The sequence below is a fragment of the Gemmatimonadaceae bacterium genome (genome assembly GCA_036496605.1).
Taxonomy (GTDB): Bacteria; Gemmatimonadota; Gemmatimonadetes; order Gemmatimonadales; family Gemmatimonadaceae; genus AG2.
Window position 1 is genome coordinate 1 of the sequence record DASXKV010000057.1, and the last position, 21,631, is coordinate 21,631.

Annotated in this window: 20 protein-coding genes; 5 read left to right on the forward strand and 15 right to left on the reverse strand. The window is 63.2% G+C overall.

Annotated features, from left to right (window positions below):
* Positions 1 to 80: 80 nt before the first annotated feature.
* The 4 genes from VGH98_23085 to VGH98_23100 all read right to left on the reverse strand — a co-directional run bounded on the left by VGH98_23085 (position 81) and on the right by VGH98_23100 (position 4,369).
* Positions 81 to 1,076, reverse strand: a complete 996-nt coding sequence (locus tag VGH98_23085; protein ID HEY2378883.1) for a pyruvate dehydrogenase complex E1 component subunit beta — start codon at positions 1,074 to 1,076, stop codon at positions 81 to 83.
* A 38-nt stretch (positions 1,077 to 1,114) separates the two neighbouring features.
* A complete protein-coding gene (gene pdhA, locus VGH98_23090; GenBank protein HEY2378884.1) occupies positions 1,115 to 2,185 on the reverse strand; it encodes a pyruvate dehydrogenase (acetyl-transferring) E1 component subunit alpha in 1,071 nt (356 codons plus the stop codon).
* 83 nt (positions 2,186 to 2,268) lie between these two features.
* The gene (lipA, locus tag VGH98_23095) at positions 2,269 to 3,177 is read right to left on the reverse strand and encodes a lipoyl synthase (protein ID HEY2378885.1); all 909 of its coding nucleotides are present in this window, start codon (positions 3,175 to 3,177) and stop codon (positions 2,269 to 2,271) included.
* Positions 3,178 to 3,322: 145 nt separating this feature from the next.
* Entirely contained in the window at positions 3,323 to 4,369 is a 1,047-nt protein-coding gene (locus tag VGH98_23100) for an FAD-dependent oxidoreductase (GenBank protein HEY2378886.1), read from the reverse strand.
* A 119-nt stretch (positions 4,370 to 4,488) separates the two neighbouring features.
* Between VGH98_23100 and VGH98_23105 the strand changes: the two genes are divergently transcribed.
* The gene (locus VGH98_23105; GenBank protein ID HEY2378887.1) at positions 4,489 to 4,713 is read left to right on the forward strand and encodes a hypothetical protein; all 225 of its coding nucleotides are present in this window, start codon (positions 4,489 to 4,491) and stop codon (positions 4,711 to 4,713) included.
* 85 nt (positions 4,714 to 4,798) lie between these two features.
* On the opposite strand, the gene VGH98_23110 is transcribed toward VGH98_23105, so the two are convergent.
* Genes VGH98_23110 through VGH98_23120 form a run of 3 tightly spaced genes read right to left on the reverse strand, consistent with a single transcriptional unit; the run spans position 4,799 to position 7,411 of the window.
* The gene (locus tag VGH98_23110; GenBank protein ID HEY2378888.1) at positions 4,799 to 5,800 is read right to left on the reverse strand and encodes a hypothetical protein; all 1,002 of its coding nucleotides are present in this window, start codon (positions 5,798 to 5,800) and stop codon (positions 4,799 to 4,801) included.
* Positions 5,797 to 6,633: a DUF3108 domain-containing protein gene (locus tag VGH98_23115; GenBank protein ID HEY2378889.1), complete on the reverse strand. Its 837-nt coding sequence runs from the start codon at positions 6,631 to 6,633 to the stop codon at positions 5,797 to 5,799. The genes VGH98_23110 and VGH98_23115 overlap by 4 nt, the downstream gene beginning before the upstream one ends.
* 4 nt (positions 6,634 to 6,637) lie before the next feature.
* Positions 6,638 to 7,411: a glycosyltransferase family 2 protein gene (locus tag VGH98_23120; protein ID HEY2378890.1), complete on the reverse strand. Its 774-nt coding sequence runs from the start codon at positions 7,409 to 7,411 to the stop codon at positions 6,638 to 6,640.
* Positions 7,412 to 7,591: 180 nt separating this feature from the next.
* Between VGH98_23120 and VGH98_23125 the strand changes: the two genes are divergently transcribed.
* Together VGH98_23125 and VGH98_23130 are read left to right on the forward strand one after the other, a co-directional pair.
* The gene (locus VGH98_23125; GenBank protein HEY2378891.1) at positions 7,592 to 9,226 is read left to right on the forward strand and encodes a M28 family peptidase; all 1,635 of its coding nucleotides are present in this window, start codon (positions 7,592 to 7,594) and stop codon (positions 9,224 to 9,226) included.
* A 120-nt stretch (positions 9,227 to 9,346) separates the two neighbouring features.
* Entirely contained in the window at positions 9,347 to 10,078 is a 732-nt protein-coding gene (locus tag VGH98_23130) for a hypothetical protein (protein ID HEY2378892.1), read from the forward strand.
* A 24-nt stretch (positions 10,079 to 10,102) separates the two neighbouring features.
* Here the strand turns inward: VGH98_23130 and VGH98_23135 are convergent, their stop codons facing one another.
* Positions 10,103 to 10,831 (reverse strand): gamma-glutamyl-gamma-aminobutyrate hydrolase family protein, encoded by a 729-nt coding sequence (locus VGH98_23135; GenBank protein ID HEY2378893.1) that lies wholly within the window; start codon positions 10,829 to 10,831, stop codon positions 10,103 to 10,105.
* 203 nt (positions 10,832 to 11,034) lie between these two features.
* Between VGH98_23135 and VGH98_23140 the strand changes: the two genes are divergently transcribed.
* Together VGH98_23140 and VGH98_23145 are read left to right on the forward strand one after the other, a co-directional pair.
* Complete coding sequence (locus VGH98_23140) at positions 11,035 to 11,532, forward strand: hypothetical protein (GenBank protein ID HEY2378894.1); 498 nt, start codon at positions 11,035 to 11,037, stop codon at positions 11,530 to 11,532.
* A 16-nt stretch (positions 11,533 to 11,548) separates the two neighbouring features.
* Positions 11,549 to 13,306 (forward strand): hypothetical protein, encoded by a 1,758-nt coding sequence (locus VGH98_23145; protein ID HEY2378895.1) that lies wholly within the window; start codon positions 11,549 to 11,551, stop codon positions 13,304 to 13,306.
* 7 nt (positions 13,307 to 13,313) lie between these two features.
* Here VGH98_23145 and VGH98_23150 read toward each other — a convergent pair whose 3' ends face one another.
* The 7 genes from VGH98_23150 to VGH98_23180 form a co-directional block, all read right to left on the reverse strand.
* Positions 13,314 to 14,906 carry a peptide MFS transporter gene (locus tag VGH98_23150; GenBank protein HEY2378896.1) on the reverse strand — a complete coding sequence of 531 codons (1,593 nt, stop codon included), beginning with the start codon at positions 14,904 to 14,906 and terminating at the stop codon, positions 13,314 to 13,316.
* 20 nt (positions 14,907 to 14,926) lie between these two features.
* A complete protein-coding gene (locus tag VGH98_23155; GenBank protein ID HEY2378897.1) occupies positions 14,927 to 15,994 on the reverse strand; it encodes an ABC transporter ATP-binding protein in 1,068 nt (355 codons plus the stop codon).
* Positions 15,991 to 17,028 (reverse strand): ABC transporter ATP-binding protein, encoded by a 1,038-nt coding sequence (locus VGH98_23160; GenBank protein HEY2378898.1) that lies wholly within the window; start codon positions 17,026 to 17,028, stop codon positions 15,991 to 15,993. The genes VGH98_23155 and VGH98_23160 overlap by 4 nt, the downstream gene beginning before the upstream one ends.
* Before the next feature lie 20 nt (positions 17,029 to 17,048).
* Positions 17,049 to 17,990 carry an ABC transporter permease gene (locus VGH98_23165; protein HEY2378899.1) on the reverse strand — a complete coding sequence of 314 codons (942 nt, stop codon included), beginning with the start codon at positions 17,988 to 17,990 and terminating at the stop codon, positions 17,049 to 17,051.
* The gene (locus VGH98_23170; GenBank protein ID HEY2378900.1) at positions 17,956 to 18,924 is read right to left on the reverse strand and encodes an ABC transporter permease; all 969 of its coding nucleotides are present in this window, start codon (positions 18,922 to 18,924) and stop codon (positions 17,956 to 17,958) included. Before VGH98_23170 ends, VGH98_23165 begins: the two co-directional genes overlap by 35 nt.
* Before the next feature lie 11 nt (positions 18,925 to 18,935).
* Entirely contained in the window at positions 18,936 to 20,513 is a 1,578-nt protein-coding gene (locus tag VGH98_23175; GenBank protein HEY2378901.1) for a peptide ABC transporter substrate-binding protein, read from the reverse strand.
* Positions 20,514 to 20,672: 159 nt separating this feature from the next.
* On the reverse strand, positions 20,673 to 21,464 hold the full coding sequence (locus VGH98_23180; GenBank protein HEY2378902.1) for a lipoate--protein ligase family protein: 792 nt from the start codon (positions 21,462 to 21,464) through the stop codon (positions 20,673 to 20,675).
* Positions 21,465 to 21,631 lie beyond the last annotated feature (167 nt).

Consider the following 21,631-nt stretch of genomic DNA (forward strand, 5'->3'; position numbering starts at 1 on the left):
TGGGGCTAGGGGCTAGGGGTAGAGCATGATGAGAAAACCGGACCTTGATGCCTGAACGTTCGCACCCTAGCCCCTATTCTCTAGCCCCTCGCCCCTTCCTCCGCATACATGACTTTCTTCACCGCGGCGATCGTTTTCGCCGCGTCCGGTTTCGCGGCACGCTCGAGATTCTTCGCGTACGGCATTGGAACGTCTGCCTGGTGGACGCGCAAAACGGGAGCGTCGAGATAGTCGAAGCACTCGCGCTGCACGAAGTCGACGACCTGAGCACCGATGCCCGCGAGCTCCCAACCTTCCTCGAGCACGACGGCGCGATTCGTCTTCTGCACCGACGCGCGGATCGCTTCGTAATCCATCGGGCGCACCGTGCGCAGATCGACGACGTCGATGCGAATGCCATCCTTCGCCAACTGATCGGCCGCCTGCATCGCGACGAGCGCCATCTTGCCGTTCGTGATGATCGAGCAGTGATCGCCTTCTCGCTTGAGATCGGCGACGCCGATCGGGATGAGATACTCCTCGTCAGGCACCTCACCCTTGATGTTGTACAACATCTCACCTTCGAGAAAGCAAACGGGATTGTCGTCCCGGATCGAGCTCTTGAGGAGGCCCTTCGCGTCGTACGGCGTTCCCGGCGTCACGACCTTGAGGCCGGGGATGTGCGCGAGCCACGACTCGAACGCCTGCGAGTGCTGCGCCGACAGCTGCAGCGCCGCACCGTTCGGTCCACGGAATACGATCGGTACATTATACTGCCCACCGCTCATGTACAGCATTTTGGCGGCGGAGTTCAATACTTGATCAAGCGCGAGGACGGCGAAATTCCACGTCATGAACTCGACGACCGGCCGCAAGCCAACCATTGCCGCGCCGACGCCGACACCAGCGAAGCCGAGCTCCGTGATCGGCGTGTCGACGATACGCATCTCCCCGAACTCCTGGAGCAGGCCTTTAGAGACTTTGTAAGCTCCTTGATAGACGCCGACCTCCTCGCCCATGAGGAAAACGCGATCGTCACGTTGCATTTCCTCACGGAGTGCTTGATTGAGGGCGTCTCGGTAAGTGATAACGGCCACGATGAGGTGCCAGGTGATGGGTGCCAGGTGCTAGCGATTCAGTCTGCGGCGACCGGCTGCGCGGTCGAGTCGCTTGTCGTATCGACGTACACGTCCTCGTACAATGCTTCGAGCGGTGGCTCGGGGCTCTTGTCGGCGAAGTCCCACGCATCCTGCACGGTCGCCTTGATCTCCGCGTCGATGCGCTGCAGCTCTTCGTCGGTGAGCTCGCCGTTCTCCTGCATGTGTACGCGCAGAAGCACGATGGGATCCCGCTTCATGTACTCGTCGAGCTCGGCCTTCGTCCGATATGTGCCGCTGACGGCGTCGGACATCGAGTGGCCCATGAAGCGATAGGTGCGGACCTCGAGCAGCGTCGGGATTTGATCGCGACGTGCGCGATCGACCGCTTCCTGCGTCGCCGCGCGCACGGCGAAGACGTCCTGCCCGTCACACTGCGCGCGCGGCATGTTGTACGACGCGCCGCGCTCGTAGATGTCGTGGATCGCCGACGCGCGCTCGAGCGCGGTCCCCATGCCGTATCGATTGTTCTCGATGACGTACACGACCGGGAGCTTCCACAGCCCTGCCATATTGAGCGCTTCGTGGAACGCGCCCGTGTTCACGACTGACTCGCCCATGTAGCAGATGCAAACCTGATCGCCACCGCGGTACTTGATCGCGAAGCCAACGCCGGTCCCGAGCGGCACGTGAGCACCGACGATGCCATGCCCGCCGAGGAAGTTCACGTTGCGGTCGAAGAGGTGCATCGATCCGCCCTTGCCACGCACGACGCCGTCAGCTCGCCCAAAGAGCTCGGCCATAACGGCTCGTGGCGATATGCCGCGCGCGAGTGCCTGACCGTGATCGCGATAAGTCGTGATGACGTAGTCGTCAGGACGGAGTATCGAGAGCGTTCCGGTACTGACGCCTTCCTGGCCGATGTACAAATGGCAGAACCCACCGATCTTCCCGAGTGCGTACGCCTCGGCGCATCGCTCCTCGAACCGTCGCTGCAACAGCATCGAACGCAGAAGCTCGCGATCGAGGTCAGGGTTGGATTTTCCGTTGCCCGATGTCGCGGTCTCAGTCGCCGTCATCGTTGGTTCGTTCTTCTTCTTTGCCGGCATGAAAAGCAGATCCCTCCCGTCGCCGCTGGCGCTCCTCGAGGGCGAGCGCTTCGCTCGGGATGACTGTGTGTGATGAGAACCTGTTAAACGCCCGCGGCCTGAACCTGCTCCCAGGCGTGATAGCTCGATCGCACCAGTGGTCCCGATTCCACGTGCCGGAAGCCCATCGCCATTCCTTCTTCACGGAACGCCCGGAACTCGTCCGGCGTGACGTAGCGATCGAGCTTGATGTGCGATTCCGATGGTCTGAGATACTGGCCTAACGTGATGATGTCGACGTCCACTCCGCGCAGGTCGCGCAGCACCGCGAGTACCTCCTCGTTCGTCTCCCCCATCCCGAGAATGATTCCGCTCTTGGTCGGGATATGGGGCGCGAGACGTTTCGCGGTGGTGAAGATGCGCATCACGCGCTCGTAGCGTCCGCCGGGTCGGCACTTCTTGTACAGCCGTGGAACGGTCTCCGTATTGTGATTATAGATGTCCGGGGACGCGTCGAGCACGGTTTGAATGGATTCCTCATCACCCTGGAAATCCGGCACGAGCACCTCCACCGAACAATTGGGCACGTGCTGCTTGATCTGCCGGATCGTCTCGGCGAATGCCCAGGCACCGAAATCCGGGAGATCGTCACGGTCGACCGAGGTGATCACGGCGTGTTGGAGCCGCATCTCGGCTACGGCTTGCGCGACGCGCTCCGGTTCCGCGGGATCGAATTTCGGCGGCCTGCCGTGGGCGACGGCGCAGTACGCACAGTTCCGCGTACAGACGTCGCCCAGAATCATGAACGTCGCAGTACCATGCTCCCAGCACTCGCCGACGTTCGGGCAGTGGGCCTCCTCGCAGACGGTGTGGAGGTCCAACTCACGCATGAGCTGCTTGAGCCGAAGGTAGTTGGGCCCCCCGGGGGCTCGGACCTTCAGCCAGCCAGGCTTTCTTTCCGGCAAAGGCTCGACGCGGTGACGCCCGATGATCTGATAAAGAGTCTCGCCCATGGTTGAGTCGTAATGATATTGGGCGCAAATGTCGCGACCGAAATCGTTGAGCAGGCTAAATCTATCCCTCGCCCAGGGACGGTGGTAGAACAGCAGGCAGGCTATAACCGTTCACGACGGGACAGCGAGTTACGCAACTACGTGATCAGTCGAACCGCTCGACACCGAAGCGGGAAAGATCCATTGGCGGGCGCACGTCCCCGACGAGCGCCGCGACACACTCCGCGGTCAGGGGTGCGAGGAGAATCCCATTCTTCCCGTGACCACAAGCGTATAAAACGTTCTCGACATCCGGATCGCGTCCGATCACAGGAAGCCCGTCAGGAGTCATGGGCCGCAATCCCGCCCAGGTGCTCTCTACCTCGGCGCTCGCCAGGCTCGGAACACTACTCGCCGCAGACGCTCTCAGATGCGCAAGGGCGCCGGGCGTCGTCGTGTTGTCGTAACCAACTCGCTCCAGCGTGCTGCCAACGAGGGTGAACTCCCCGCGCGGAACGAGGTAGGCGTCTGGAGTGGACACCGCGTGCGAAAGCGGGCATCCGAGCAATTGCAGCATCTGACCGCGGACAGGTTCGACGGGCACGGAGCGCGGCGCGCCAACAATGAGGGCGCTCCACGCGCCGGCGGCGACCACGACGCACTCTCCGTGTTGCGTTCGACCATCCTCGGTCATGACCGAGCATCCACCAGCGCCGGCCTCGATCTTCGCAGCTCGGCCATCGACCACCTCGATGGACCACTCGCAGCGCACGGCTTCGCGCAACGCAGCGAGCAACCGCACGTTGTCGACGAACCCATCATCGCGGTGCAAAGTAGCTCGCCCCGGCGCGAGTGCGGGCTCGAGCGCGTGAAGCGTGGTGCTGTCGAGACGATCGGCGGTGGGGGTAGGCGCGCGATCGGCCTGGCCACCATCCAGTTCGATGATACCGAGCCGGTTGAGCGTTACCTCGATTCCGGTGCGCTCGGCAAGCCAGTGCATCCAGGACGGGTACCGATCGCGGGAGGCGATCATGAACTCGCGAATGTCGGGTTCGGCGGCGCCAATTGACGGCGCGAGCAAGCCGGCTGACGCTACCGAGGCCGAGCCTGGGACGTTCCGTCCCACGATGCGGCAGGATCCACCGCTCCGGGCGATGGCGAGCGCCGACGCGAGACCGATGATGCCGTCGCCGAGGATGAGAGCGTCAGTCATCCGAGGGGGGTAGCGCACGACGCCATGGCACGCGAGAATCGATGTGAAACTCTTGCCGGCGGCGCGGCGTACGACCGCTCGGTGACGGTTGTCCTTTCAACGTTTGGGAGATTCGCCGCATGCTCCGCACAATTTTCATGATCGGGCTGTTCGCGGTGCTCGGTCTGATCGCTCTTCGCGTGGTGTTTGGAATTCTGCCCGCGCTGATTGGTTTGTTCGTAGCGATTGCATGGTTCGCGATCAAGATCGCGGCTGTTGGATTTCTGATCTATCTCGTCATTCGCGTGCTGAGCCCGGATACCGCGCGGCGGCTGCGCGAGAAGTGGTCGGGACCAGCTGTGTGATTGGCAGTTGGTGATTGGTGGTTGGTGAATTTGGAAGGCCGGCCGCGCTGCGCGCGGGCCGGCTTTTATCTTTAGTCTGCCCTCGTTAGGCTCGGTGATCCGCCAGCTTCTCCGCCACCGCCCACGCCAGCAGCGGCACCATGATCTCATGGTGGCCCGTGATCTCGTAGCCTTTCCCGCTTTCGAGCGTGGGGCGCTGCACGACGTTCATGCGGGGACGATAGTGGCGCTGCATGTCGAGATCACAGGTCACGAAGTTGCGCGGCCGGCCCTCGTGCAGGTTGCGCGCAATCGTTAGGGCCTTGAGAAAGACCTCCGGCATGATGACCGCGCTGCCCAGGTTGAGTGCGACGCCCCCGTCGTCGAGAGAGGTGAGCGAATGCGCCAGTCGCCGAAAGTCACGATGGCTCGTATCGCCGATCGCGGCGCCGTCGGCTGCCGGGTGCTGGTGAATGATCTCGGCGCCTAACGCGGCATGCACCGTGACGGACACGCCGAGGCGCCACGCGCCGAGGAGCACTGAGAGCTCCGGATGGGTGAGCCGGCCGGCTTTGTCGGCGTCGTCGAGTCCGCGGCCAAGCGACTCGCCCATTCCAGCGTGTTCTCGCATGCCGCGAACGAATGCCTCGTTCATCTCGCGGCCCGTCTCTTCGGCCATACCAAAGCTGCCGTCGCGCAGCCCGGCAGCGACATCCTCGGATGTACCGCCGAAGCGCGCGATTTCAAAGTCGTGAATCGAGGCCGAACCATTCATCGCGACGTGGGTGATGACATGCCGGCGCATGAGATCGATGAGAAGCGGCGCGAGTCCCGTCTTCACGATGTGGCCGCCGAGCATGACGATGACACCGCGCTCGCGACGCGCGGCGTCGGCGATGGCATCCACGACCTCGAGGAAGTCTCGCGCGACGAGCACGTCTGGGAGCGCCGCGAGGAACGCCGCAAAACTCAGGTCGTGCGCTGGAGGATGTGCGAATTCTTCCGCGCGCACTTTGTTCGCCCGGCGCGCAACGGGGATCGTTCGCACGGCGGCGAGGTCCGCCTCCGTCGTCGCGCGTGAGGCGTCTGGTCTCGAATCGCCGCTCACGGCAGCGAGTCGGGGGCGCTACGCTCCGACGAGACGGCCGGTGCCACGCCTCGCTGATACGATGTCAGATACAAGTTGAGCGATCCGAACGGAAGCTTGGACTTCATCTGGAGCATGATGCGGTTCGCATCGTCGGAGAGCCAGATCTCGGCGCGGCCACCCTCGGAGAAGATGCCGTTCGTCTTGATGATCGGTTGTAGAACGATAGCATCGAATTCGCCGGCGGGAACACGAATGTGCTCGCGCCGCAGAACGCGAATGGTGACTGGATTCCGGTCGGGACGGAAGTAGCGATCGAATTCGTACGTCTTTCCGACCTCGAGTGGAATCGTCCGCACGAAATAGAGGAATGCGCCGTCGTCGAGTGGCGCGGCTACCGTTGCCGTTTCCGGCTTGCCCTCCTCGAGCACGATCCCGCGATCGGGCATGATCTCGAAGCGGCGCTCACGACTCCGGCGGCCTTCGCTGAGCTCTTGCCAGTGCCGAAGGGAGACGAGGTTGCTCACGTCGATCCAGCTCTCGAGGCGATCGTTCACCTTGAAGAAGAGCGTCCCGCCCTGCACGTGAAACACCGTATGCCAGGTCGCATGGCCGCGCACCGTGTCGATGCCGGCAACTTGCATCGAGCCTCTGCCGACGTGCAGGAATCCAAACTTCACATCGTACTCGAGTCGCTCGCCGCTGGCAAACGGCACGGGAGCCACCGACAATGAGGCAGCGGCCAGCGATGGTGCGCCGGCTTGCGCGACAACTTGGGCGCGTAGGACCGACGGAACGAGCGCGAGGAGGGCGCAAACTAGAATGGGCGCCGCGCGACGCGAGTGCCGCTGCATCCGCTCAGCGAGCGGTGTCAGCAGTTGTTCGCGACGACGAGGGCGAGCGACGGCGCGTACGCCCGAAGCGGAACAAGTCGACAGCATCTGTCCAGGGATGAATCCGACTCGCGCGCGGGCGGAGATCGTAACGAGGCTCGAGAACGACCGTCTCGATACGTCGCGCGTGTGGCGCGGTGCACACGAGCAGGTCGACGTTCGCCGCCCATACCGTCCCCTGGACGATCGGCTCGTCACCCGCGTGACGAATGAGATCGCGCAGCAGCGTTATGCGATATAGACGAAAGGTGCCGAAGGGATCGGATACGCCCGGCACTTTCATGAGTGGCGGCAGCGTCCACGGCGCCATTCGCCGCAGCCAACGCACGGGCCGCGGCGGCGTGGCGTTCTCCGTGGCGGCAGGGCGTTCGGCGACAACGAGGTCGGCGCCGCCTTCGAAGCGCTTGATCAGCTCGGGCAAATGTTCCGGCTGATCGGTGAAGTCGGCCTGCATGACGATCATCGCATCGCGTCGCGGATATCGCGTGCGCCGCGAGACTTCGCGGCTCAACGCGTCCAGCGCGCGCGCATAACCGACATGCTCCTCCGATCCGATGATCGTGAGGGGAAGCACGTCGGTGTACGCCTGCAACGTCTCGACGGTGGCGTCGGTGCTGCCATCGTTGAAGACGAGGATCTCGTATTCGCGCGGATAGTCCTGAAACACTTTGCGAATCCGCCATAGAAGAAGGCCAACAGTGGGCGCTTCGTCGTAAGCGGGAATGCAGATGTACAGCAACGATCACCTTCGAGAAAAATCGTACGATGAGACCGAATTTTTTTCGGCGAGAACGCCGGAGGCACGTTAGAAAATTAGACCCCAGGCAAGTGCCGACGCTACTCGTTTCAGTTGGTCCGAGTGGATCGTCGTTGTAGGCGTGGCGCACGAGCGCACCGCGACTGACCCCATTCTCATCACATGCACCGACGCACTGCCCTTTTCGCAATCGGAGCGCTCGCTCTCGCGGGATGCTCGCATGCCCCGCCGCAGACCGCAAGCGTAGTGCAGCAGGGAGCGCGTTTCGATCCAGGCTACGCGATCAACGCCACTGACCTCCGGCGCGATCTCTTCGCATTCGCTGACGATTCCTTCCGCGGGCGCGAGACCGGCACCGCCGACGCGCAGCGCGCGGCAGCCTACCTCGCGCGACGTGCGCAGCAGCTCGGCCTCGAGCCCGCGGGTGATAGCCTCTACATGCAGCGGGTGCCATTGGTGCGGCAAGTCTTCACGAAAGCGACACATATCGCAGTGACGCTGCCGCACGGTCGCGAGCACGAGCTGCGTCTGGGTGCCGACGTCGCGCCGATCCTCGCGCTCGGAGACGCTCGCTCCGAGACCAAGCGCAACGCCGAAGGCGAGATGATCTTCGTCGGCTACGGGCCGAGTGATGACAGCGAGAGCGAGTTACTTGCGCGCTTCGATCTCGAAGGCAAAGTGCTTGTTGCGATTCATGGCGCGCCGCGGGGCTCTCGGCCGGACGTGGTGCGAAAGCTCGAGTCGCCGCGGATGCTCACCGAGCGTATCACGCGACTGATCGCGCTGCATCCCGCGGCGATCGTAGTCCTGATGTCGGGCGGCGCCGAGCAACTCTACGAGCAGTCGTCGCCACGACTTCTGCGTCCAGTTGCGCCGGAGCGTCCAGGAGAGCGTCCGGAAGAGGCCACCACGGACTCGGCGCGCACCCTTCCAGTGATTGTCCTCGGCGTGGCGCGGCGCGGCTCACCGTTGCTCCCGATGGGATGGCCTAACGACGTTGCCCCGCAGGCGCTCGACCGAGGCCTCACGGTCCATCTCGACATCGAGCGGCAAGCATTCACGGGCTACAACGTTGCGGCCGTGTTGCGTGGGAGCGATCCGCTGTTGAACAAGACATATCTGGTGTACGGCGCCCATTACGATCACATCGGTATCATCGATCGGCGACAGGGTCGTCGGGCGAAGGTCGATTCAATCGCGAATGGTGCGAACGACGACGCTTCGGGCAGTGTGGCGCTGCTCGCCATCGCTCGCGAAATGTCGTATCTGCGACCGAGGCGTTCCGTGTTGTTCGTCTGGCACGTGGCTGGGGAGAAAGGCTTCCTCGGCTCCTCCTACTTCACGGCGCATCCGACCGTTCCGATCGATTCGATCATCACCGAATTCAACGCCGAAACCATCGCCGGCACGACCGAGAATACCGTTTCACTGGTTGGCCCGCGCGCAGCGCCTAACTACTTGAGCTGGCGCGTCGGTATGGTGGTCGATTCGGTGAATCGTGCGCTGATGGTACCGCTCCACGTAGACCGCCGTTGGGATGATCCGGACGACCCGGACGATGTGTACGAGCGCGGCGACCAATACAACTACGCGAAGCGCGCAATTCCCGTCATCCTCTTCTCGACTCCCACGAGCGCGGATTATCACGCGGCGTCCGACGTGGCGCAAAAGATCGAGTATGACAAATTGGCTCGCGTCGCGGAGTTGATGTTGGAATCGGGTTTCGCGGTTGCCAATCGGTCGCACCGACCGACGAGCGAAGTCCTCATGCAATCGATTAGCAGTCATCAGCATTGAGTGCCAGAGTTATTGCTTTTCCGCGATTCTTTCCGTCCGCGGTATAGCACCTGCCTCGTGCTGTCGCTGCTACTCGCGAGCGAGTTCGGGGTATAACACAGCGACGGAGGTAACTGCCTCATGATTCTCGCTAATACGAGACAGCATCTCACGCGCAACGACGCACAGCTGGCGATGCGCATTCTCGCACGCGGCTCCGATGCGGAGCTCGGCGAGCTGGAAGCGCGTCTCGCGAACGATGGCATCGACGCGTTGCTCGATGATCCGCGACTGCCAGTCGCACTCGTCCGTTCGGCGTCGGGCGCACACGCGTCGTTTCCGCTCTTCGCATACGTCATGGTCCGCCAGGCGCTGCGGCGACTCGGAGAAGGCGATCGTTCGCTGGCAGATTATGTCGCCGCGATCGTCGTTCACTTCGCCATGCGCGATCGTTCGACGCGGCTGGGCGAAAGCGACGATCAGGTGTATGCCGCACTCGCGGATCTCTACCACGACGTGAACGATCCCGATGCGCGGAGAAGCTTCCTCGTTCGCGCGCATCTGGGCAACTACGCGCTCTGGCTGAGCGGAATTTTTCCCGATCACGTCGAGCAGCGTCGATGGAATCGTGGCGGACCGCATCTTGGTTACTACGAGGAGATGGGGCGCCGCGGCTTTCAACTCGCAGCCGAGCATCGGCTCGCGGAGGAGCACGGCCTGGCGCCGCTCTACGCGGCCGCGGCCGATCGCTTCGGTCTACTTCGACTCGCGCTGAATTCGCTCAGTGACTGGTTGTTCTTCCCGAATGTCCACACGCCCGAGCGCTTGATGCGTCAAGTGACGGACGAAACGAGGTGGAAGCTGGCGTCGTAGAGCGTTGCGCGTCGAGTGTAGGCACTAGTGAGGCGTAACTGCCCGTGCGAACGCAGCGAAGAGATTGCGGTCCCATGGCTCGGGGGTGTCGGTGAGCTCTTCTGGGTGCCACTGCACGGCGAGCATCCACCAGTGCGGATCGACCGATTCGGCCCCCTCGACGATGCCATCGGCCGCGCGGGCGGTGACGCGGAGGTCGTTCGCGACGCGTGCGAGCGACTGATGATGAAAGGAATTCGTCGTCAGGCAGTCGGTGCCGAGTGCGTTCGCGAGCGCGGATGCTGCGTCGACGCGGACCTCATGGACGCGGGCATCGCGGCTTCCGCCGGGATCGTGATCGATCGCTGTGGGGCGCTGACTCGGAATGTCCTGCACCAGGGAGCCGCCGAAGGCGACATTGACGACCTGAATGCCGCGACAAATCGCGAGCGTCGGAAGCCGTCGCTGGCGAGCCTCCAGAACGAGCGCAATCTCGCTCTCGTCCCGGCCTTCGTGCGCTTCGACGGTTGGATGCGGCTCCTCGGAATAACGCGTTGGGGCGACGTCCTCACCACCTGTGACGACAAGGCCGGCGACGCCGTCGAGAATAGCCGGCGCGGCAACGTCTACGAGCGGCGGTACGACCAGTGGTATCAGACCGACCCGCGCAAGCGCCGCGGTATATGCGAGATTGACACGCACGCGCGGAGCGCCACGGATGATTTCGGTCGTTCCCGTGACCGCCACGAGTGCGGATTTGGAGGTGATGGACACGTGAAAAAGGCGTTGGAAGAGCAGATTCCGCGTCGCTTCGGTTCTCGGGATGACAGCATTGCGTGGGTCCTGCGCGCTTCACTATCCTAAGCCCGCTCCGCAGGAGAGGCTACCAATCCGTGTTCGAGAGTTTGCGAAAGTCGCTTGACGATCTGTTGTCGCGTTCGACGCCGCCCGAAGAGCGGCGTGAAATTGTCTCGCGCATGCGTGATACCCTCGTTCAGGCGAAGGTTGGCCTTCAGGACCTGCGTGATGCGCTGGAGAAATCGCGACGCCGGCTCGACGTCGAACGTCGAGAGCTGGAGACGGTTCAGCGACGCAAGCGGCTCGCCGAACAGGTCGGAGACGCCGAGACGGTGCGCATCGCTGGTCAATACGAACAGATGCACCTCGAGCGCGTTGAGGTGCTCGGGCGAAAGCTCGAGGCACAGGAGAACGAGCTCGAACTCGCTGAGCGCGACGTGACGCAGATGATGACGGAACTGCGGACCGCGGCGAGCGGGATTTCGTCCGGCAGCGAGCGCGGAAACGCGGCGGCAATGAAGGCGGCCATGGACGAGGTCGAGTCGGATCTCGGGCAGGGGAAGAACGAGTCACTGCGCGCGGAGATCGACGGTCTCTCGCGCTCGCGCACTCGCGCGGACCACGAGGCGGACGCGGCGCGAAAGCTCGAGGAGCTGAAGCGTCGCATGGGTAAGTAGCGGTTTTTCGACGGTCATGCGCCGAACGCGCCTCGCGCTGATCAGGGGCGTTTCGACGCTGCTCGCCTCGTCGTTGGGGGGAATCGCCCACGCGCAGGATAGTATCCGCGCCCAGCCGGCAGGCGACGCAACGCGGCGCCCGGTCGCGTGCACGGGACAGCGCGTCAACGACATCGTCATTCATTCCTTCGCGCCGACGACGGCGGCGCTGCGCAGCGTACCCGTCATCGCGGACATCGCGCGTTCCGTCCATGCGACGACGCGGCCGGACCTCATTCGGCGCTATCTGCTCCTGGCGCATGGCGACACGTGCACGGAGCTGAGACGGTCGGAATCGGAGCGCATCCTGCGCGCGCAGCCCTTCCTGGCCGACGCCTCGGTGTTGGCCTATGCGGCCGAAAGCGGCGGGGTGGATCTGGAAGTCAGAACGATCGACGAGACCTCGGCCATCGTTGGTGGAACGATCACGTCGGCGAGTCCCTACCTCACCTCGGCGCGGGTCGGCAGCTCGAACCTCGGCGGAGGCGGTCTCTATCTCGTCGGGAATTGGCGCCACGATCCGAACTTTCGCGACGGCTTCGGCATCCGATTCACAGACTATCAACTCGGTGCCCTTCCGTACATACTCAACTTCGAGGCGCAGCAGGATCCGCTCGGCAACCACCTCGTCATTTCGTCGGCGCATCCGTTTCTCACGGATCTGCAGCGTCTCGCCTGGAGTGGTGTCGCCGGCTCGACGGACGATTACGTGTTCTTCTCGACGGCCCAGGACATACAGCACGCGTTCAACTCGCAGCGACATTTCTTCGACGTCGGTGGGCTCGTTCGCGTTGGACCGCCGGGGCGGCTGAGCCTGTTCGGCGCATCGATTTCAGGTGAGCAGGAAATACCTGGCCTGACGCCGATTCTCGTGACGCCGGCGGGGCCGCTCGTCGATACGACGTCGGCGTTCGCCAACCGGTACGTGCCGCACAAGATCGCGCGCGCCAACGTCCTGTGGGGCATCCGCGACATCGGCTTCGTTCGCGTGACCGGCTTCGACGCGCTTACGGCGACTCAGGACATTCCCGTTGGCTTTCAGCTCGGGACGCAATTCGGCCGCAGCCTAACGGTGCTCGGCGCCCGCGACGACGACATCTTCATGTCGGGGAACCTCTACATTGGTGCCGCACGAGAGAACTCGGCCCTTCGCGTCCAGCTCCTGGGTGAAGGCCGGCGCAGCAACGACCTGAATGCCTGGGATGGTGTCGTCACGAGCGGACGCGCGACGCAATATACGAAGCTCACCGATGTGCAAACCGTGATCGCGTCGTTCGAGTGGAGCAGCGGCTGGCGGCTGCGCATTCCGTTCGCCTTGACGCTCGGCGACCAGCGAGGCGGCGTGCGCGGCTATGCCGACGAAATGGCGCCCGGCGGCCAACGGGGCATCGTTAGGCTCGAGGATCGGCTCGTCGTCGGCCGGCCCTGGGGTCTAGGCGACGTCGGCATCGGCGTCTTTTCCGACGCAGGACGACTCTGGGCGGGCGACGTCCCTTTCGGCGAGTCGACGCCCGTACGCGCATCCGTCGGATTCAGCGTCCTCGCCAGCGTGCCTCCGCGGTCGGCGCGTCTCTGGCGCCTCGACATCGCCGTGCCGATCAATCCGGCTGGCGCGCGCCGACTCGAGCTCCGCATCACGAGCAACGATCAAACGACATTCTTCTGGCGCGAACCGGACGATGTGCAGATCGCGCGAGAGAAGACGGTGCCTTCATCGATCTTCAACTGGCCCTGAGGAGGGCCTACGCCAGTTGCCCCTCGCTTCCGTCGGATGCTCCGAGCAGGCGACGAATCGGAATGATCATAGCGGCGCACACCACCGCAGCAATGAAGAGGGACATCGCGGTTCTCTGAAAGAGCAGTGGCATCTCGTTCAGCTTGTTCGGATCGACGTTACCGCCGACGATGCCGGCGATGAGATTGCCTAACGCGGACGCCATGAACCAGATGCCCATCATCTGGCCGACGAACTTACGCGGCGCGAGCTTGGTCATGGAGCTGAGGCCGACGGGACTCAGGCTCAACTCACCGAAGGTTTGAAACAGGTAGCTGATCGTCAGCCACCACATGGAAACGCGCGTCGACGCCCCACCCGCAATCACTTTGTTGGAGGCGATGAGCATGACCCAGAAGCCAGCGCCTGCAGCGAACAGCCCGAACGCGAACTTGGCGGGGCTCGAGGGATTTCTGCCACGCTTTCCGAGCGCAAGCCAGAGTACTCCGAATACCGGGGCGAGCACGATCACGAACACAGAATTCGCCGCCTGCATCCACGTTGTCGGCGATTCCCAGCCGAAGATGTGGCGATCGGTGAAGTCGCGGGCGAACAAGTTGAGCGACGTCGGTGCCTGCTCGAATGCGCTCCAGAAGATCGTGGCGAAGACGAACAGCACGATGATGACCGCAACGCGTTTCTTCTCGTGCCCGGTGAGACCCGCGAAGAAGAAGAGATAGGCGAAGTACAGGAGCGCGAGGCCGAGAATCACCACCGTCAGGTTCTCCGCCACCGCGACGGGGTTGACGTGAATCACGCCGGTCATGGCGAGGATCGCCACGAGCGCGATGATGCCGAGCAGCCCAAACGAAAGGGAGCGCACGCGGCGCTGCTCTTCGAGTGTCCCGTTAGGCTTGAGACCGATTGGGCCCAGCGTACGCGGGGCCATTGCGCGGAAGGTGATGAGGCCGAAAAGCATCCCGATGCCCGCTGACGCGAAGCCCCAATGCCAATCCACTCGTTCGCCAAGGAAGCCCGTCACGAGCGGCGCGAGAAAGGCGCCCAGATTGATGCCGGTGTAGAAGATCGAGAATCCCGCGTCGCGTCGTGAGCCGCCTTCCGGATACAGATCGCCGACGATCGCCGAGACGTTGGGCTTGAGCAGGCCGGTTCCGATGACGATCAGCACGAGACCGAGAAAGAACGCGCTGCGCGCGAAAAACGCGGAGAGGCCGATCGACAGGTGGCCGAGCGCGATGAAAATGCCGCCGACCCAGACTGACCGCTGCAGCCCAAGCCAGCGATCGGCGATCCATCCACCCGGCAGTGACGACAGATAGACCGATGACGCGTAGATGCCGACGATCGAGCTGGCTGTCACGCGGTCGAAACCAAAGCCGCCCTGCGCCAGGGCTGCGGTCATGAAGAGGACGAGAAGGGGCCGGATCCCGTAGAACGAGAACCGCTCCCACATCTCGGTGAAGAAGAGCGTCGCCAACCCGCGCGGCTGCCCGAAGAAACCACGGTTTTGGGTGTATTGCGCGAGATCGTTAGGCGGCAGGTCGACGGTGACGGCGCCGGCCTGTGGCTGATCGAAGACGGGCTTCTGGTTGATCGCCATGTCGATGTCCGATGGGTTCGTTATGCGCGTGCGTCGACCGCTATCACGGGCAGATACCGCTCTGGGGGCTTCGTCCCCCCTCTCGCCTGTTGTTGCTCCCAGCTTATCGCCGTCGGTGGTTGCTTGATGCATGCCGCCCAGTGCGCCGGAGCCTTCTCTTCCAGTGGCGGGACGATCGCCGCGCAGGCAGCGTCTTTCATGGGGTGGGTGCAGCGCGGATGAAAGACACAGCCAGGAGGCGGATTGGCGGGGGATGGCACGTCGCCCGAGAGCACGATCCGCGATTTCTTGACCTCTGGATCGGGCACCGGTACGGCCGAGAGCAGCGCCTGCGTGTACGGCATCAATGGCTCACGATACAAATCGTCGCCGGAGGCGAGCTCGACGATCTTCCCGAGGTACATCACGGCCACGCGATCGGCGATGTGCTCGACCACCGAGAGATCATGGGCGATGAAGAGATATGACAGATCCCGCTCTCGCTGGAGGTCTTGAAGCAAATTGACCACCTGCGCCTGCACGGAGACATCCAGCGCCGAGACAGGCTCGTCGCAGACGATGAAGCTCGGCTCGACCGAGAGCGCGCGCGCAATACCGACGCGCTGCCGTTGGCCCCCCGAGAACTCGTGCGGGTAGCGCGACGCGTACTCCGGGCGGAGCCCCACCTCGTCGAGCAGCTCGCGGACGCGCGCGTCCGCGGCGGCGCCCTCGGCGATCTTGTGAATCGTTAGGCCCTCGCGCACGATCGCGCCGATCGTCATGCGTGGGTTGAGCGACGAGAAAGGGTCCTGGAAGATGATCTGCATCTTGCGTCGCAGACGTCGGAGCGCGGCCGGGTCGAGAGCAAAGACATCCTGCCCGTCGAAGTGCACGGAGCCCGAGGTCGGCTCGAGCAGTCGGAGGATTACACGGCCCGTGGTCGATTTGCCGCAACCGGATTCTCCGACGAGACCCAGCGTCTCTCCTGCGCGGACGTCGAAGGACACACCGTCAACGGCGCGGACCGGATTCTGCCGGCGCCCAAAGATCCCGCCGCCAACTGGAAAGTATTTCTTCAAATGCGAAACGGAGAGGAGCGCCTCGCTCATGACGCCGCCACGCGTTGCGGCTGCTGCATAACGAGCGGCTCGTGGGGCTGGTTGCGCCGCTCAGGCTCCTCCGCAAGATGGCAACGCGACAGGTGTGCGCTCCCGATCTGATAGAGCGGTGGATGCTCGGTGGTGCAGCGTTCCCACGCGTACGGGCAGCGATCGTGAAAGCGGCACCCGCTCGGCCAACGCGTCGGCGGCGGTACGGTGCCTGGAATCGTGCGCAGCCGCTCGCGGGCCTCGCCAAGCCGCGGCATCGCCGCGAGCAACCCCTCCGTATATGGATGGTGCGGCTCCGCAAAGAGCGTTTTCACTTGCGCCTCTTCGACGATCTCGCCGCCATACATGACGATGACGCGCGAGACCGTTTCGGCGACCACGCCGAGGTCGTGCGTGATGAGCAGGATCGAAGTCCCGAAGCGGCTCTGCAGCTGTTGCAGCAGCTCGAGGATCTGAGCTTGGATCGTGACGTCGAGCGCCGTCGTCGGTTCGTCGGCGATGACGAGCGCGGGATTCATCACGAGCGCCATCGCGATGACGACGCGCTGACGCATGCCGCCAGAGAGCTGATGCGGGTATTCTCTCGCCCGCTGCGCGGGCGATGGAATACCGACGATTTGAAGCATCTCGACGGCGCGGTTCCAGGCCTCACGACGCGACGCCTTGCCGTGAATCCGTACGACCTCCGCGATCTGCTCGCCAACGGTGAAGACCGGATTGAGCGCGGTCATCGGTTCCTGGAAGACCATCGCGATCCGCGCACCGCGTACCGCGCGCAGCTCGCGATCGCCGAGAGTGACGAGGTCGCGCCCCTCGAAAACAATCTGGCTTCCGGGCTCGATGCGCCCCGGCGGCATAACGAGTCGCAATACCGAGAGTGCCGTGACCGACTTGCCGCACCCTGATTCGCCAACGAGACCGATCGTTTCCCCCGATCCGATCGAGAAGCTCACGCCGTCCACAGCGCGCGAAACGCCGCCGTCGCCATAGAAGAACGTGCGCAGATTCTCGATTTGGAGGAGAGTATCGGCCATGCGGGATGAATGAGCGTGCGTCAACGCGTCTTGCCGCCCGCAAGCTGGTGCGGGTCGAGCGCGTCGCGCAAGGCGGAGCCGAAGGTGTTGAAGGCGAGCACCGTCATGATGATGGCGAGGCCCGGGAAGAGTGCGATCCACCACGTCGCTTGAAAGGCGTCGCTGCCGTCGTAGAAAATGGACCCCCAGCTCGCCGTTGGCGCGCGCGTGCCGATCCCGAGGTACGAGAGCCCCGCCTCGAGGATGATAACGTTGCCGACGCCGAGCGTGGCCGCGACGAGGACCGGCGTGAGTACGTTCGGAAGAATGTGTCGCCAGACGATGCGCAAGCCCGGCGTGCCGAGCGCGCGAGCAGCTAATACATACTCGCGCCGGACGACCGACAGCACCTCGGCGCGAACCAGTCGCGAGACCTCGAACCATCCAGTGAAGCCAATGATGAGAATCAGCACGGTGAGCGGAACATGATTCCAAAGCGAGAGCAGTGCGATGAGCAACAAGACGCGAGGGATCGCAAGCAGCGCGTCGAGCAACCGCATCATGACCGCGTCGATTCGTCCGCCGACATAGCCGGCAACGAGTCCGTACGCCGTTCCGACGGTGGCTGAGAGCAGCACCGCGAGCATCGCGATCGACAGTGAGATGCGGGCGCCGAAGAGCATTCGGCTCAGCAGGTCGCGGCTGTACTGGTCGGTGCCGAGTGGATGGGCCAGCGACGGCGGCTGACTCTTCAAGCCGATGATATCGAGCTGGGCATTGGGATCGTACGGTGAAAGCTCACGAGCAAAGAGCGCGATCAAGCACAGCAGGAGGATCAGTGTGAGCGACCACCAGAGGGCGCTCGTTATGCGGCCACGTCGCTGCAGCGCGCCGAGGTCGCGCGGCGGCTCGTCGACGGCCGACGCGACGCTCGATGCGGCGAGTCGTTCAGCGGGTGCGGAGACGGGGATCGGCGACCGCATAAAGCAGATCGGCGAGGAAACTTCCGAGCGTGACCATGATGCCGCCGACGATCACGCTCCCGGTAACGAGGTCGTAGTCACGCGCCTGAATCGCGTTCGCGGCCACATAGCCCATCCCTGGCCAGGCGAAAACTTTCTCGACGAAAAAGGTGCCGCCAACGAGGCTTGGCAGCATGAGGCCGAGAAGCGTAATCACCGGCAGCAACGCATTCCGCAACGCGTGCTTCAACACCACCGCGCTTTCACCAAGTCCCTTGGCGCGTGCGGTGCGCACGAATTCTTGTGGCAGTACGTCGAGCAGGGCAGCACGCTGATAGCGCGCGATCCCGGCCGACGCGAGCAACGCGAGCGTCAGTGATGGCAACACGAGGTGCGCTGCCACATCGCGAATGCGACCACCTAACGACATATAGTCGTGCATGATCTGGTCAATCATCCCGCCGGCCGGAAACACCGGCAGCCAATATCCGAAGGCAAGGAGCGCCATGAGCGCCAGCCAGAAATCCGGAATGGAGTAAAAGAACAACAAGACGGCGGACAGCGACCGGTCGAACCAGCTGCCGCGTCGCAGGGCTTGCCACGCCCCGACGATGATGCCGAGTCCAAACGAGAGAACCAGGGCGACGGCCATGAGTAGCAGTGTTCGCGGCAGGACCTCGGCCAGGACATCACCAACGTAGCGGTGCATGGAGTGCGAGTACCCCAACCGGCCCCGCGCGACATTCCCAAGAAACAACACGAACTGCTCGAGCATCGGCCGGTTGTAGCCGAACTGTGCGCGAAGCTGGTTGCGCACGGTGGCGCTCATCGAGGTATCGCCGACGAATGAGAACGGATCGCCGGGGGCGAGACGGATGAGGAAGAAGCTGATCGTCGTCACGAGCAGGACGACGACCGCCGATTGCGCAACACGGGCGGCCAGATACCGCCGCACTCAGCTCCGACTCATGGCGTTCTCGTGCCAAGCCCGACGCGGTCGCGATCGATTCGCTCGTTAGGTGGGATCGTCCAGTCGGCGAGATGCGCCGACCAGCTGTCTGCACGAAGAACAGTCGGGTGAATACGCTTCTGCAACCCTGCGATGGTCGTCGGGTCGTAGAGCCAGATTCCGGGTGCATCGTCGATTTGCAGCTGGAACGCGCGCCGCATGAGCGCGCGCTGCTTCGAGATGTCGAAGGTGGCGACGGCGCTGTCGAGAAGCGCGTCGTACGTGGGATTCGAGTAGCCCGTGTAGTTTTGGCCGGCTGGCGGTACACCAGATGATCCCCACTGCTGCTTGTATCCGCTCGGGCTCGGGTCAGTGGATTCCCCGATCAGCATCGCGTCGAACGAACGATCGAGCATTTTCTTGCCGACCACGTTCATCTGTAGCTGGTCGAGATCGACCTCCGCACCCACGTGCCTGAGCTGCTCCTGAATGAGAACGCTATACGCGACTCGCGGCCGGCTGGAAACCGGCAGCGTGAGCGAAAATCGTAACGGTACGCCGTTCTTTTGTCGTACTGCGCCGGCCGACGGCTCGCGCCAGCCAGCCGAATCGAGGAGGGCTTTCGCCGCATTAACGTCGTAAGGCAGTAGAGGCAGCGTCGTGTCGGCAAATGAAATGCTTCGTGGAAATGGGCCGTGTGAAAGTCTGCCGAGGGATCCAAAGACGTTCTGAAGCATCGCCTTCCTGTCGAGCGCCATGGAGAGCGCTCTACGGACCTGGCGATCGCCAAATATTGGATGTGGGCGAGCTGAATTCTTTGGATCGACAAGATTGAAGCCCAGAAACGCGTACTGCACGTTCCCGTACGAGAGCGTTCTGTCGGCCTTGCTGCTGTCGACGAGGTGCACCTGGTCCGCCGGGACGATCTCGAGGTAGTCGGCTTGTCCACCGAGAAGCTGTGCGAGAGCAGCGCTGGCATCAGGAACGATGCTCCACACCACGCGATCCAGCTTCGCTCGGCCGAAATAATTCCCCGTGTCGGCAACGATCTCGAGTCTTCGGCCCGCGTCCCAACGCGCGAGGCGGAATCGACCAGAGCCGATACCCTTACGCGTGATGTCTGATGTACGGAGTTGATCGGGTGGGATGTCTTTGAGCAGGTGCTCCGGAAGGATGTAGATCTGGTAGACGAAATCGTAAAACGCCTCCGGTCGCCGCTGCTTGAACCACACGACTGCGGTCAGGGAGTCGTGTACGGAGACCGAGTCGACGGTGGAGATTTCCGAGCTGACATTTGCTCCAACCTTCGGATCTGTGAAGATCCCGTAGCTGAAGCGCACGTCGTTGGCGCGCACCGGCTGGCCATCGTGCCACCGAGCGCGCGGATTGATGTGGAATGCGACCGATAAAGAGTCGCGTGACCAGTCCCACTTATCGGCGAGATGCGGGGTGAATCCCTTGTCGCCGATGGTGTTCAGGTCGTCGCCGATGTCGGCGAGGCGGTCATACAGTTGATCCTGCAGGGCCCTGCCGACCTGCTCGAACGTGTACGGCGGAAAGATCGTAGCTGCGTCGGCCGGGACAGAAATAACCATGGTGCCGCCGGTCGCAGCTGCCGACGCGGGACCTTCTCGGCCACCACAACCTATCAGAGCGCTGCACACCACCAGAGCGAGGATTCTCGTGCGCATTGGGGAGGAGGAGGGAGCTAATTACAACTGCAGAAAAGCGCGAGAAGGGGAGTCGCGCTGCCGTCAACGCCGCCAGGTCCAGTCGTCGTCAAGATAGTGTCCTTGAAGCGCCTGCGCGCGTTCCATCAGCGCCGCATCGATCTCGATCTCTCGTGCGTTCGCGTCTTCGTTGTCGCGAACCGCGTCGAACAGGACTCGCGCGATGTCGCGATCCGTTGGGGCGCAGCCCAGGACTTCGCGGAGCGTTGCAGGCTTCGGAATGGCCTCGCCCTTCTGGATCAGGAGCGATGAGAGCTGCATCTGATCGTCTTCAACGAGTATCGAGCCGTGTTGCAGGAGTGCGCCGTCGCTGCGCCACTGTGCACTTCCGACGAGCTTGCGTCCATCGAGAGTGATCTCTCCGACCGACGGATGATGAAAGCAGGGGAGAAAGCCGGGATTCGCGGTTTCCGCGTCGTCGTCGCCGCGGCCGATGCGCTTGTCGACGACGGCGACTCCGCCGACGCCCAACGCGCGCAGACCAGCGATCAAGAGACGATTGATGCGGGCGTACGATTCTCCGAGATCACCGGCATTGTCCATGGATCCGGCAACCGCGTAGGTGACTTCGCGGTGATGAAGAATGGCGCGACCACCCGTGGGCCGTCGCACGACGTCGATGGCACGCTCGGCGAGTCGCGCGGGGTCATAGCTGCCGAGTGCCCTCTGATTTCGTCCAAAAGAAAGTGTTGGCGATCTCCACGAGTACACGCGCAACACCCACCCATTGGCGTCGCGAGCGAAGCGCATGAGCGCCTCGTCGAGCGCCATGTTGAAGGCGCCGCCAGCCGGCGGAGTGTGAAGCAGATGCCACATCGGTGACTGGAGGAGCGGAAAAGGCGAACTGTGCCCAGAAAACGAATCTTGCTTGACCCTTTCCTTAGATTCCAAGCGCGGAATGACCACCGAACGATACACCGCGACAGACGGATGCGGTTGCTTCAGCCGGCCGCTTCACGTGCGCGGCTCTACTTAGAAAATAG

Excerpts from the sequence above, each read along its gene's own strand:
- pdhA (HEY2378884.1), bottom strand. The coding sequence starts at position 2,185 with ATGCCGGCAAAGAAGAAGAACGAACCAACGATGACGGCGACTGAGACC.
- lipA (HEY2378885.1), bottom strand. The coding sequence starts at position 3,177 with ATGGGCGAGACTCTTTATCAGATCATCGGGCGTCACCGCGTCGAGCCT.
- VGH98_23100 (HEY2378886.1), bottom strand. The coding sequence starts at position 4,369 with ATGACTGACGCTCTCATCCTCGGCGACGGCATCATCGGTCTCGCGTCG.
- VGH98_23105 (HEY2378887.1), top strand. The coding sequence starts at position 4,489 with ATGCTCCGCACAATTTTCATGATCGGGCTGTTCGCGGTGCTCGGTCTG.
- VGH98_23115 (HEY2378889.1), bottom strand. The coding sequence starts at position 6,633 with ATGCAGCGGCACTCGCGTCGCGCGGCGCCCATTCTAGTTTGCGCCCTC.
- VGH98_23125 (HEY2378891.1), top strand. The coding sequence starts at position 7,592 with ATGCACCGACGCACTGCCCTTTTCGCAATCGGAGCGCTCGCTCTCGCG.
- VGH98_23130 (HEY2378892.1), top strand. The coding sequence starts at position 9,347 with ATGATTCTCGCTAATACGAGACAGCATCTCACGCGCAACGACGCACAG.
- VGH98_23140 (HEY2378894.1), top strand. The coding sequence starts at position 11,035 with ATGCGTGATACCCTCGTTCAGGCGAAGGTTGGCCTTCAGGACCTGCGT.
- VGH98_23145 (HEY2378895.1), top strand. The coding sequence starts at position 11,549 with ATGCGCCGAACGCGCCTCGCGCTGATCAGGGGCGTTTCGACGCTGCTC.
- VGH98_23150 (HEY2378896.1), bottom strand. The coding sequence starts at position 14,906 with ATGGCGATCAACCAGAAGCCCGTCTTCGATCAGCCACAGGCCGGCGCC.
- VGH98_23155 (HEY2378897.1), bottom strand. The coding sequence starts at position 15,994 with ATGAGCGAGGCGCTCCTCTCCGTTTCGCATTTGAAGAAATACTTTCCA.
- VGH98_23160 (HEY2378898.1), bottom strand. The coding sequence starts at position 17,028 with ATGGCCGATACTCTCCTCCAAATCGAGAATCTGCGCACGTTCTTCTAT.
- VGH98_23165 (HEY2378899.1), bottom strand. The coding sequence starts at position 17,990 with ATGCGGTCGCCGATCCCCGTCTCCGCACCCGCTGAACGACTCGCCGCA.
- VGH98_23175 (HEY2378901.1), bottom strand. The coding sequence starts at position 20,513 with ATGGTTATTTCTGTCCCGGCCGACGCAGCTACGATCTTTCCGCCGTAC.
- VGH98_23180 (HEY2378902.1), bottom strand. The coding sequence starts at position 21,464 with ATGTGGCATCTGCTTCACACTCCGCCGGCTGGCGGCGCCTTCAACATG.